Raw genomic sequence first — 10,921 nt, forward strand, 5'->3', positions numbered from 1 at the left:
ATCCCGCCTTCAGCTTCGGCACCGGCAAGCTGGGCTACCTGGCCGGGTTCGCGAACGGCGTGGTCCTGGCGGTGACCGCGGTGGTGATCGCCGGCGAAAGCGTCGAGCGCATGCTGAACCCGCATGTCGTCGACTATCACGGCGCCCTGCCGATCGCCGCCGGCGGCCTCGCGGTGACGCTGGTCTGCATCTGGCTGCTCCGGCCCACCCGCGCGCATGCCGCGCGCAACGACCCCGACGGCGACCTGAACCTCTCCGCCGTCCACCTGCACCTGACGGCCGACGCCGCCGTGTCGGTGCTGGCCGTGGCCGCCGTGCTGGTCGGGAGACAATTTGGCTGGGGCTTCGCCGACCCGCTGGCGGGCCTGCTCGCGGCTGGCCTTGTCGCCCAGTTCGCGGTGCGGCTGCTGAAGCGCGCCGGCGCGGCCCTGCTCGACATCAACCCCTCGCCCGAGCTCACCGCGGAAGTCCGCCGCCGGCTGGCCAGCGGCGGCGAGCGGGTGCTGGACCTGCACCTCTGGCGCCTGGGGCCCGGACACCATGCGGTGATCGCCGTCGTCGCCGCCGACCATCCCCAGCCTGCGGAGATTTACCGCGCCCGGCTGGCTGGCCTTGCCGGGGTCTCCCATGTCACGGTGGAAGTCCGGAGCGGCCACGCGCACGATTGTGACCATGGCCACAGCCACGCCTGAGTGAGTTGAGCGTTGCCATGCGTATGAGCCGTCGCCGTTTTCGCAGCCGCCGCAGCTTCTGGGCCGTCCTGCGCCGGCCGCGGACGCTGGCCTGCGCCGCCGCGCTGGTGGTGGTGGCCGGCGGCGCCGGCGGCTTCGTGGCCTCGCAGCACGCCGTACCCGGGCCGCAGGTGCGCCTGACCGGAGGCCCGCTGCCGGTGGCGATCCCCGTCGCGCCGCCCGCGCCCAAGGCCCTGCAGGACGAGCTCGACGAGCTGGTCCGCGACTATGGCGAGGAGGTGGGCGTCGCCGTCACCGAGGTTTCCGAAGGCTGGACCGCCGGCGTCGACGCCGAGGGTTTCTACCCCCAGCAGAGCGTGTCGAAGCTGTGGGTCGCCATCGCCGTGCTGAAGGCGGTCGACGAGGGACGCCTCTCGGTGGACCAGCCGGTGCTCATGACCGAGGCGGATCGCTCCGTCTTCTACCAGCCGGTGTCCTACAACATCCGCCCGGGCGGCTTCTCGACCGAGATTTCGGGGCTGCTGCGCCGTGCGATCGTCGAGAGCGACAACGCCGCCAACGACAAGCTGATCCGCGAGGCAGGCGGCCCCGACGCCGTCGGCGCGACGCTGGACCGCCTGGCGCTCGAGGGCGTCACCGTCGGAGCGTACGAGCGCGACCTGCAGGCCCAGGTCGCCGGGCTCACGTGGCAGCCGCACTACGGCGTCGGCTGGAATTTCCAGGCCGCCCGCGAACAGCTCCCGGCCCAGGTGCGAGAGGCCGCGCTCAAGGCGTACCTCGAAGACCCGCTGGACGGCGCCCAGCCGGCAGCGATCACCCGGGCGCTGGCCCGTCTGCACAAGGGCGAGCTCCTGTCGCCGGCCTCGACCCAGCGTCTTCTGGACCTCCTGCAGGACGTCCGCACCGGTCCCCGCCGGCTGAAGGGCGGCCTGCCGCCCGGCTGGACCATCGGCCACAAGACCGGCACCGGACAGGACTACCGAGGCGCTTCGGTGGGCATCAACGACGTGGGCCTGTTGACCGCGCCCGACGGGCGGACCTACGCCGTGGCGGTGATGATGCGCCGCACCCACAAGCCGGTGCCGCAGCGGCTGGCGCTCATGCAGGCGGTCACCCGCGCGGTCGCGGCCGAATGGGCCCGCAGCCGCCAGGCGGAGGCGGTCGAGGCCGACTAGGGCCGTTCTATGCCTTCCACGACGGTGAGCTTGATGGGCTGGCCGGTCATGTCCTTGCTGGCCCAGACCGCGCCGACGCCGCCGTCGCTGGGGAAGTCGGTGCAGTAGCTGATCGGCACGGGGAAGGGCTTCGACTGCTTCAGGCAGACCTTCTCGCCCTTGACCGTCCATTTGCCGGACGAATGCTTGCCCCGCCGGCCGATGGCCTCCCAGCTGCCGTCCGCCCTCAGCCAGATCCGCTGGTGCTTGCCGTCCGGATACAGCGCCTTGACCGTGTTGCCGAAGGCGGCGGCGACGCCGCGGGGTTCGGACGAGGCGGGGCTTGCGGCCTGCGCGTTCAGGCCGAGGAAGAGGGCGTACGCGGCGGCCGAGACGCGGACGAAGTTCAGGGCGGCGGGTCTTGAGCGCATGACGGACTCGAACGCAGAACCTGAAGGATCGGCGCCAAGCGCCGGGCTGGGCTGGACTCCTGGCCCGGTTCACGTGAACTGAACCTGACCAGCTTCGCCCTCGAGGAACGCACCATGGACGACGACGCCATTTCGCCGGACGCCGAACGGGCGGGCATGTTGGCGGCCCTGCACGCCGTCATCGTGGGCACGCTGTCGACGCTGAAACGCAAGGGTCTGCTGACGCCGGACGAGATCGACCAGATCTTCGAGGCCGGCCTCGTCACCTTCGAGCGCGGCGAGCAGGACGCCACCCGCCAGGCGGCCCAACTGACCCTGCAGATCCTCGCCCGCAGCCTGCGCGAGTAGATGCGGAACCGGGCGGGCGGCGGCTCCGTTGCCGTGGCATGGCCAGAGCCGTCCGCAAACGCGCTGACCATGTGGAGGCCGCCGGCTTCTTCATGAAACGCGCCCAGGAGGCGATCGCCGCCGCCGAGCGGGCGCGCAGCGAGGACGCCGTCGCCGCCTACTACAAGGAGGCGGAGACCTGGCTCTACATCGCCGGCCAGTGCCTGAACCCGAGCCGCGAAGCGCCGCGACCCGAAACGCTGTCGCTCGCCCCGCGCCGGCCTGCCGGCGAGCGGCGAAGCTTCAAGGAGGACTGAAGATGATCCGTGCCGCCGCCGCCGCGGCCGTGCTGGCGGGCCTGTCGCTCGCCGCCTGCGCGGAAACTCCGGACGAGACCACCAACGCCGCCCCCGGCGGCCAGGCGTCCGACACGTCGGCCAATTCGCCGATGACGGTGAACCCGGCGCCGCCCAAGGCCTCGGGCGGCCAGGCCCTGCCGTCGACCCCGCCGACCCTGCCCGAGGATCCGGCCCAGCCGCCGGACGACAAGTCGATGCCGCCCGGGCCGGTCAATCCCGGCGCCTGAGCGCACCCTCGAAATGCAACGGGCGCTCCGTCCTCGGGGGCGAAGCGCCCGCCGCCCGTTCAGCCCGCGTCCTGGAGAGGCGGCGCGCGCTAACGAACTCGGTCGCCGGTCAGGCCAGCGGAAACGGAAGGGGCTCGTTTCCGGTCGGCGGCTGGACCCGGATGTTGTTCTGGACGTGCCGGACGCCCAGCACCTGCTCGACCAGGTCCTCGGCGCGCCGGCGCTCCTCGCGGCGCGCGACGAAGCCCGACAGCGTCACCTCGCCCGAGGCCACCTGCACCTCGATCTCGGAGGCGTCCACGAACGGATCGTCCGCCAGCCGTTCGCTCACGTCCTCGTGGATGCGCTCGTCCGAGCGGGTGTAGTTCCGGGGCCCGCGCCCGCGGTGGGAACGTTCCACCTCGCCGCCGCCGAAGAAGGACGCCACCCGCTCGCCGGCCCGCTCCATCCAGGTGCGGTCGGGGCGGTGGGGCTCGGGCTGGCCGAACCGTCCCGGCGGGTGCGGCTCGCCGCCGAAGTCCTCGGGGCCGCGGCCCCAGCGGCCGCCGTAGCGATCCTCGTCGATGCCGTAGCCGGCCGCATAGGCCCGGTCGTCGCCCCGGTCCGGCTCGAATGAGCGGCCGTAGTCGCCGTAGCCCTCGTCGGCCTGGCGGCCGCCGCGGCGATCGTGGTCGAAGCCCTGCCGGAAACGCTCCTCCTGGCGATAGCCGCCGCGTTCACGCTCGCTGGTCCATCTGTCCTGATCGGCCATGACCGGGTCCTCCGCTGTGTACGGACGCGCGCGGGCGCACCCCCGCATAGGGACTAACTGGCCCGAGAGTGGCGCCGTTCCCGGCTCCCGCGGATGTGATGTGAAGCTTAGGGTTCGACCGCAACCGGCGTGGCCGAGAGGTTCGTCCGGCCCACGCCCTCGACGCGGTACAGCGCCTCGACGGGCGGCGTCTTCAGGCCCTTAAGGGTCGCCGGACTGGCGGCGAGCTCGGCCGCCTGCATCACCCCGATGTCGCGATTGCCGGCGATCACCACAATGCGGTTGCCCGCCGGGCCGTCGAAGGCGGCCAGGTAGCCGTAGTCCTGGTTCGGCCGGTCCGGATGAGCGGTCCCGGCGCCGCTGACGTAGATCCGACCCGTCCGCCGGTCGATCAGCTCGTCATAGGTCTCGCCCACCTGGAAACGAGAGCGGTCGAACACCACCGGCTGCAGCAGCCTCAGGGCCGAAAGGTAGCCGACATAGATGACGTCCGAGCCTTTCAGCATCTCGGCCGTGACGTGCGACGACGTCGCCAGCCGCAGCCGCTCGTCGTCGCCTGCCAGCCGCCGGGCCAGCGGCATCACCTGGCGCAGCGCCACGGTCGCGCCCACCGGCGTGTAATAGGTGTCGAGGTCCACGTAGCGGCCCTGCAGCTCAGGGCGCTCGGCCAGCAGCATGTCCAGGTCGGCGGGCGAATTGACGTCGAACGCCCGGATCATGCGTCGCGGCGTCTCGGTCCCCTCGGTGTCGCCGAAGATGTAGTAGTCGCCCACCACCACCAGCACCGGCCGCGCCCTGCCAAAGCCGGCCCACAGCGGCGCTCCGGCGACCCGGTCCAGCGCCCGCGCCGGCGCCGTGGCCCGGACGATCCAGGCGGCCGCCAGCCCGGCGGCCGTGACCAGCAGCAGCCCGGCGACCACGGCGATCCAGCGGCGTCTCGACGGTGGCGCGGCGGCAGGCTCGGCCGCGTCCACCAGCGCCAGCCGATACTCGCCCAGGGGCAGCGCCAGCCTCGGCGTGCGTCCGCGGTAGAACTCGTCCAGCTTCTTGCGCAGCCGGTGCACATAGACCCGCACCGAGGCGTCGCCCGCCAGGTCCACCTCGCGGCCGAACACGTCGACGGCGATGTCGGCCTCGCGCACCGTCCGGCCCGCCACCGCCTGCTCGGCCAGGTAGTCAAACAGCCGCGCAAGCCCCTGCGAGCGGCCCAGCACGCCGCTCTCGCGCACCCGCGCGACCTCCGCCTCGAAGCCTTCCATCGGCTCGGCTGTAACCCCCGTGTAACGCCCCTTGAACCGTAAAGTACGGGCGCTCGCGCGGCGAGGGCCTTACCGCCATACCGCATATTCGGTTCTGGGGGCGGGATGAAGCAGGCTTTGCTGCTGGGGGCTGCGATGGCGACGCTGGCCGCCGCCGTGAAGGCCGAGACCGCGCCGGTCGAGGAGCTGGTGGTCACCGCCCGCCTCGAGGAGACCCTGCCGCAGGATCTCGCCCGATACGGTTCGGACCTCTCGATCGTCGGCGAGGCGGCGCTTCGCGACAACCTCTACCTCGACGTCTCCCAGGCGCTGCAGATGCAGACGCCCGGCCTGTTCCTCAGCCCCCGTAACGGGCCGTTCTCGTACGTCGACCTTTCGCTGCAGGGTTCGCGCACCGGCGACGTGCTGTGGCTGGTCGACGGCGTGCGGATCAACAACCGCCTCTACGCCTCGACCAGTCCCGCCGACACCCTGCCGGCCAGCATGGTCGAGCGGATCGAGGTGCTGAAGGGCGGCCAAAGCCTGTTCTACGGGACGCAAGCCGTGGCCGGCGCCATCAACGTCGTCACCCGCGGCTATGCCGAGGATTTCGGCGGCGCCCTCACCCTCGGCGGCCACACCAACGGCGGAGTCCACGCCGACCTCTACCTCCGCGATACGGTAGGGCCGCACCGCTACGTGGCCTGGGCGTCCAAGGACGAGGCGCGCGGCCATCGCACCTTCGACGTCTTCCAGCCCAGCGCCACCGACCGCCGGCGCGGTTACGACGTGGTCAGTTTCGGCGGCAAGTACGGGACGGACCTGGCCGACGGCCTGGCGCTGAACCTCTATGTCCAGCACACCGACGCCCACCTGGAGTATCCCGGCCCGCGCCTCACCCGCCTCGCCTTCAACGACCGCGACGAGGAGATCGCCAGCGCCAGCCTCGACTGGACCGCCCGAGCCGACGTCCAGCTTTCGGTGAAGGGCTACTTCCACGACTGGGACAGCGTCTATTCGACGGTCAACAACCGGCCCGACGGCGGCATCGAGATCGTCGACGACCTCGCCTACTGGGGTTACCGCGACTATGGCGTCCAGGCCCTGGCCAAGCTCAACCTGCACCGGGGGTTCGAGTACCAGCTGGGCTACGATTTCCAGAACTTCCGCGGCCGCGACGAGGTGCTGCGGATCGCCGACCGGACCGAGACGGTTCACGCCTTCGTCGCCCAGGCGCGCACGACCGACGACCTGATCGAGAACCTGCGCCTGGCCGCCGGCCTGCGCCACAACCGCACCGGTGACACCGAGACGACCATCTGGAACGCCTCCGGCCGATGGGACGCAGCGCCCGGCCTCTACGTGGAAGGGATGGTCGGCACGGCCTTCATCCTGCCCAGCGCCGAACAGCTCTACGCCGTCGATCCCTGCTGCGCCGCCGGCAACCCCGCCCTGAAGCCCGAGCGCAGCCTCAACGCCAACGCCTCCATCGGCGGCCAGGCCGCGGGCCTCAGCTGGCAGGTCACCGGCTTCGCGCGGCGGGCGTCAGACCTGATCGTCGACGACTACGACCAGCCCGGCTTCCCCGACGGGATCTATCTCAACACGGCGGGGAAGGTCCGCGTCCGCGGCCTCGAGGCCCAGGCCGCCCTGCAGGTGGCGGAGGCCGTGTCGGCGCGCGCCTCCTTCGCCTACACCCGCGCCCGGGAGGCCGGCGTCGGTCGCCAGTTCGACCGTATCCCGACCGTCCAGGCGAAGGCCGGCCTCGACTACGCCCCCGCCGACCGGCCGTTCGGCGCCTCGGCCAGCCTGCTGTGGGCCGGCGACGTCTGGCAGACGGTGAGCGGCTTCGGGCGGGTGAACTATGGGAACTACGTCGTCGTCGACCTTGCGGCGCACCTCCACCTCGACCGGGATCGGCGCCAGCGCCTCACCGCCCGACTGGAAAACGCGTTCGACGAGGCATACGCCACCCGCGTGAACTCGGCCCTGGTGGACGGCTCGACGACCGCGCGGTTCCTCTACGGCTTCCGCGGCGTGCCGCGCACCCTGCATGTGAGCTACGCCCATAACTTCTAGGTCCGCCAACCTCAGGAAACCCTGGGCGCCGCGCTGGCTGGTGCTCACCCACCGCTACCTGGGCGTGGCCGTGGGCTTGCTCATGCTGCTCTGGTTCCTGAGCGGCGTGGTCATGCTGTTCGTCCGCTGGCCCGAGGTGACGCCGGCCGAGCGCGCCGCCCGCCTGCAGCCGATCGAGTGGGCTCGCTGCTGCGACTTCTCCAGCTTCGGCCCGGCCCAGGTGCTCGAGGGCGGCGTCGTGGAGTCCGTCGCCGGCCGGCCTGTGCTGCGCACCGGCGGCGAGACCTTCGACCTCGAACACGGCGGCGTCCTCGCCCCGCTCAGCCGCTCGGAGGCCATGGCCGTGGCCCAGGCCTACTCCGGCCGCCCGCCCGTCTCGGCCCGCCTGCTGGCGCGCGACCAGTGGACCGTCACCGGCGACTTCAACGCCCGCCGGCCCTTCTGGCGGGTGGAGATGGGCGATCCTGCCCGCACCGTGGTCCACGTCTCGGCCCGCACCGGCGAGGTCGCCCAGGCGACCACCCGCGCGGACCGGGTGCTGGCGTGGCTGGGCCCGATCCCGCACTGGCTCTATCCCAAGGTCCTGCGCCACGACGCCAAGCTCTGGGCGCAGGTGGTGATCTGGACCTCGCTGGCCGGCCTCTTCCTGACCGTGACAGGCCTCTACCTCGGCCTGATCGCCTGGCGGCCCTGGCGCGACGCGCGGCTCTCGCCGTTCAAGGGGGCGATGCTCTGGCACCACCTGACGGGCCTCGCCGCCGGCCTCCTGACCCTGACGTGGACCCTTTCGGGCCTGCTCTCGATGCAGCCCTGGGGTCTGCTGGAAAGCCCGCAAGATCCCGCCGCCGCCCGCTATGCCGCCAGCCGGGTGACGGTCGCCGAGTTCGGCCGAGCCCTCGAAGCCATGCGGGCGGAAGGCTTGGTCGCCCGCCAGGTGCGGCTGGTCCCGTTCGAAGGTCGCCTGTCGCTTGTCATCGACGGCCGCCGACCGGGCGCGCCGCTCACGCCCGCCGACCTCGCCCGGGCGTCCCGGGCGCTGGGCCCCATCGGCGGCCAGGGCCTGATGCGGACCGAGGACGCCTACTGGTACGGCCACCACGACACCGTGAAGCTGCCGGTTTGGCGGGTGGTCCGGGCCGACGGGACGCGCGACTACATCGACCCTGGCACGGGCGAGCTGCTGCGCTCGGTCGACGGGGCCGCCCAGGGCTTCCGCTGGTGGCATCTGGCGTTGCACCGCCTGGACGTCATCCCCGGCTTCGACCGCGGCGCCGGCTGGGCGGCGGCCATGACCGGCCTCCTGCTGTTCGCGGGCTTCAGTGTAGCGATCGGCGTCTGGCTGGCCTGGCGCCGCGTCCAGGCCGACGTCACCAGGCTCGGCCATCTCCGGCGGCGTCGCGCGGTTTGAGCCGCATCGCCGGCTTTTCGACCAGGAACCAGCTCGCCGCCGCGAACGGCAGCACCGCCAGGATCGCCGTCACCACGTTCAGCTTCCCCGCGATCGCCAGCTGCTGCTGGATCGGGAAGGCGTAGATGTAGACGCCATAGCTCAGGTCCGCGGGCAGGCGGCCCGGTCGCGACAGGCCGATCACCGCGGCCGGCAGGACCAGCGGCCCCGCGAACGGGAAGGCGACGGCCGACAGCCCGCCCAGCCACATCGGGATCTTGGCCCGGGTCAGCCAAAGCGCCGCACCCGCGAAGAACAGGAACCCGTTGCGGCCCACGAGGAACCCGATGCGCGTGACGCGCTCGTCGGCCCAGCCGGGTGTGGTGAAGGCGAGCGCCAGCCACAGCGCCGCGCAGGCGGCGGCCAGGGCCAGCACCGCCTTCAGGTTCGCCCGCACCAGCATCAGCACCAGGTAGAAGGTGAACTCGAGCCTCAGCGTCCACAGCACGCCATTGACCACCCCCGCCATCGGCGCGTCCTGGAATACGCCGGGCAGGTCGTAGGTGGCCGGATAGAGCAGGGCGTTGCGCAGCACATACAGGCCCGCTTCCCGCCAGTATTCGGACGCAGCCGCCGTCGTGACGAACGACAGCAGGATCACCGTCACGACCAGCGAGACGATCAGGCCGGGCTCGATCCGCAGGATGCGCTTGAGGAGATAGCTCTTCGGATCCCGCTCATAGCTGGCGGTGACCAGATAGCCGCTGATCACGAAGAAGATCGAGACGCCCAGGGCGCCCAAGTCCTCGACGCCGCGAATGGTCAGCGGCGGCTGCCCCGAGAGCGGGAAGGTGTGGCTGACGACCACCAGCAGGGCCGCGATCAGCCGCATCAGGTCGAAGTTCATCGACGCTCAGCCCTCGAACCCGCCGACCACCTCGAGCACGGCCTGGCCGTAGTGCGCGAGCTTGGCCTCGCCGACGCCGTTGATCCGCTCCAGCGCCGCGCGGCTGCCGGGCCTGGCCTGGGCGATCTCGGCCAGGGTCCGGTCGTGGAAGATGACGTAGGGCGGCACGTGCTGGGCCTTGGCCTCCCGCGCGCGCCACGCCTTCAGCGCCTGGAACAGCGGCGCGTCGGCCGGCGACAGCGGCGGCTCCTTGGACTTGCGGCGCGGCCGCCGGGCAGGTTCGTCCTCGATCTTGCGCACCACCACCCGCCGCTCGCCGCGGAACACCGCCCGCGCGCCTTCCGCGTCGCCGATGCCCACGAGCGGGCGGCCGTCGTTCGGGTCCTCGCGCAACAGGCCCTCGAACAGCAGCTGCTCCAGGAGGTCGCGCCACTGCACGGCCGACAGCTCCTGGCCGATGCCCCAGGTGGAAAGCCCGGCTTCCCAGTCGGTGACGTCCTTGGTCTTGCCCAGCAGGTGGTCCACCACGCGGCCGCGGCCGAAGCGGCCGCCCAGCCGGTGGGCGGCCGAGAGCGCCTTCTGGGCCGCCTCGGTGGCGTCGGTCGTCTCGACCTGGCCGGTGCAGAGGTCGCACTGCCCGCAGGGCTTCACGCCCTCCTCGCCGAAGTAGCGGCGCACGCTGGCGGCCCGGCAAGCGACACCGTCCAGCATGGCGTACAGCTGGCGCAGCTTGCGGGTCTGGACCTGCTTGACGCTGTCGTCGACCTCCCGCTCGCCGATCCGGCGCAGCGCCCAGGCGAGGTCGGATGCGCCATAGAGGGTGATGCCTTCGGCCGGATCGCCGTCGCGCCCGGCGCGGCCGATCTCCTGCCAGTAGGCCTCGATGGAGCCCGGCGGGTCGGCGTGGATCACGAAGCGGACGTCCGGCTTGTCCACGCCCATGCCGAAGGCGATCGTCGCCACCATCACGGCCGCGTCGGCCTCCAGGAACTGCTCCAGCCGTTGGGTCCGAAGGTTCCGGTCAAGGCCGGCGTGGTAGGCCAGGGCCGGCACGCCCGCCTGCCTGAGGGCTTCCGCCAGCTTCTCGGTCCCGTCGCGAGAGCCCGCATAGATGACGCCCGAGCGGTCGGGACGCGCGGTCACCAGCTCGACGACTCGCTTCTCCTTGGAGCCCTTCTTGCGCTCGGCGGACAGGATCAGCTCGGGCCGCGCGAAGCTGGCGACGAACTCGCGGGCCGCCTCCAGGCGCAGTTCGCCCCGGATGTCCTCGCGGGTCCGCGCGTCTGCGGTGGCCGTGACCGCCAGCCGCGGCACGTCGGGGAACAGCTCGGCCAGCCGCCCCAGCATCCGGCCCGAGTACCGGATGCTG

The 10,921-nt window shown here is 71.9% G+C and carries 12 protein-coding genes; 7 read left to right on the forward strand and 5 right to left on the reverse strand.

All coding sequences use genetic code 11. From position 1 onward, the window contains the following. The coding region (locus tag RIF93_RS14440; protein WP_309092149.1) for a cation diffusion facilitator family transporter at nucleotides 1–692 on the forward strand (692 nt) is incomplete at its 5' end. A gap of 23 nt (nucleotides 693–715) precedes the next feature. Next, complete coding sequence (locus RIF93_RS14445; protein WP_309092150.1) at nucleotides 716–1,867, forward strand: serine hydrolase; 1,152 nt, start codon at nucleotides 716–718, stop codon at nucleotides 1,865–1,867. On the opposite strand, the gene RIF93_RS14450 is transcribed toward RIF93_RS14445, so the two are convergent. Continuing rightward, nucleotides 1,864–2,277: a hypothetical protein gene (locus RIF93_RS14450; protein WP_309092151.1), complete on the reverse strand. Its 414-nt coding sequence runs from the start codon at nucleotides 2,275–2,277 to the stop codon at nucleotides 1,864–1,866. The two genes, RIF93_RS14445 and RIF93_RS14450, sit on opposite strands and share 4 nt — an antisense overlap. A 114-nt stretch (nucleotides 2,278–2,391) precedes the next feature. Here RIF93_RS14450 and RIF93_RS14455 point away from each other — a divergent pair, with 114 nt between their 5' ends. From RIF93_RS14455 to RIF93_RS14465, 3 genes are read left to right on the forward strand one after another with little or no spacing between them, the layout of a single operon-like run. Beyond that, nucleotides 2,392–2,625 (forward strand): hypothetical protein, encoded by a 234-nt coding sequence (locus tag RIF93_RS14455; protein ID WP_309092152.1) that lies wholly within the window; start codon nucleotides 2,392–2,394, stop codon nucleotides 2,623–2,625. A 38-nt stretch (nucleotides 2,626–2,663) separates the two neighbouring features. Beyond that, complete coding sequence (locus RIF93_RS14460) at nucleotides 2,664–2,921, forward strand: hypothetical protein (RefSeq protein ID WP_309092153.1); 258 nt, start codon at nucleotides 2,664–2,666, stop codon at nucleotides 2,919–2,921. Between the two features lie 2 nt (nucleotides 2,922–2,923). Beyond that, entirely contained in the window at nucleotides 2,924–3,190 is a 267-nt protein-coding gene (locus RIF93_RS14465; RefSeq protein ID WP_309092154.1) for a hypothetical protein, read from the forward strand. Between the two features lie 109 nt (nucleotides 3,191–3,299). Here the strand turns inward: RIF93_RS14465 and RIF93_RS14470 are convergent, their stop codons facing one another. Both RIF93_RS14470 and RIF93_RS14475 read right to left on the reverse strand, forming a co-directional pair. After that, nucleotides 3,300–3,941, reverse strand: coding sequence for a BON domain-containing protein (locus tag RIF93_RS14470; RefSeq protein ID WP_309092155.1), 642 nt, complete (start codon nucleotides 3,939–3,941; stop codon nucleotides 3,300–3,302). Between the two features lie 107 nt (nucleotides 3,942–4,048). Then, nucleotides 4,049–5,200: a helix-turn-helix domain-containing protein gene (locus tag RIF93_RS14475; RefSeq protein ID WP_309092156.1), complete on the reverse strand. Its 1,152-nt coding sequence runs from the start codon at nucleotides 5,198–5,200 to the stop codon at nucleotides 4,049–4,051. Between the two features lie 105 nt (nucleotides 5,201–5,305). On the opposite strand from RIF93_RS14475, the gene RIF93_RS14480 reads away from it, so the two are divergent. After that, entirely contained in the window at nucleotides 5,306–7,258 is a 1,953-nt protein-coding gene (locus RIF93_RS14480; RefSeq protein WP_309092157.1) for a TonB-dependent receptor, read from the forward strand. A gap of 40 nt (nucleotides 7,259–7,298) precedes the next feature. Beyond that, complete coding sequence (locus tag RIF93_RS14485; protein WP_309092158.1) at nucleotides 7,299–8,666, forward strand: PepSY domain-containing protein; 1,368 nt, start codon at nucleotides 7,299–7,301, stop codon at nucleotides 8,664–8,666. On the opposite strand, the gene RIF93_RS14490 is transcribed toward RIF93_RS14485, so the two are convergent. After that, the gene (locus RIF93_RS14490) at nucleotides 8,626–9,552 is read right to left on the reverse strand and encodes an acyltransferase (RefSeq protein WP_309092159.1); all 927 of its coding nucleotides are present in this window, start codon (nucleotides 9,550–9,552) and stop codon (nucleotides 8,626–8,628) included. The two genes, RIF93_RS14485 and RIF93_RS14490, sit on opposite strands and share 41 nt — an antisense overlap. 6 nt (nucleotides 9,553–9,558) lie before the next feature. Continuing rightward, a partial coding sequence (locus tag RIF93_RS14495; protein WP_309092160.1) for a RecQ family ATP-dependent DNA helicase occupies nucleotides 9,559–10,921 on the reverse strand: 1,363 nt, incomplete at its 5' end.

Source organism: Phenylobacterium sp. (assembly GCF_031181185.1).
Taxonomy (GTDB): domain Bacteria; phylum Pseudomonadota; class Alphaproteobacteria; order Caulobacterales; family Caulobacteraceae; genus Phenylobacterium.

Bases quoted from the DNA above. Each gene is read 5' to 3' on its own strand.
- RIF93_RS14470 (WP_309092155.1), bottom strand. From the start codon at position 3,941: ATGGCCGATCAGGACAGATGGACCAGCGAGCGTGAACGCGGCGGCTAT.
- RIF93_RS14490 (WP_309092159.1), bottom strand. From the start codon at position 9,552: ATGAACTTCGACCTGATGCGGCTGATCGCGGCCCTGCTGGTGGTCGTC.
- RIF93_RS14465 (WP_309092154.1), top strand. From the start codon at position 2,924: ATGATCCGTGCCGCCGCCGCCGCGGCCGTGCTGGCGGGCCTGTCGCTC.
- RIF93_RS14480 (WP_309092157.1), top strand. From the start codon at position 5,306: ATGAAGCAGGCTTTGCTGCTGGGGGCTGCGATGGCGACGCTGGCCGCC.
- RIF93_RS14460 (WP_309092153.1), top strand. From the start codon at position 2,664: ATGGCCAGAGCCGTCCGCAAACGCGCTGACCATGTGGAGGCCGCCGGC.
- RIF93_RS14455 (WP_309092152.1), top strand. From the start codon at position 2,392: ATGGACGACGACGCCATTTCGCCGGACGCCGAACGGGCGGGCATGTTG.
- RIF93_RS14445 (WP_309092150.1), top strand. From the start codon at position 716: ATGAGCCGTCGCCGTTTTCGCAGCCGCCGCAGCTTCTGGGCCGTCCTG.
- RIF93_RS14450 (WP_309092151.1), bottom strand. From the start codon at position 2,277: ATGCGCTCAAGACCCGCCGCCCTGAACTTCGTCCGCGTCTCGGCCGCC.
- RIF93_RS14475 (WP_309092156.1), bottom strand. From the start codon at position 5,200: ATGGAAGGCTTCGAGGCGGAGGTCGCGCGGGTGCGCGAGAGCGGCGTG.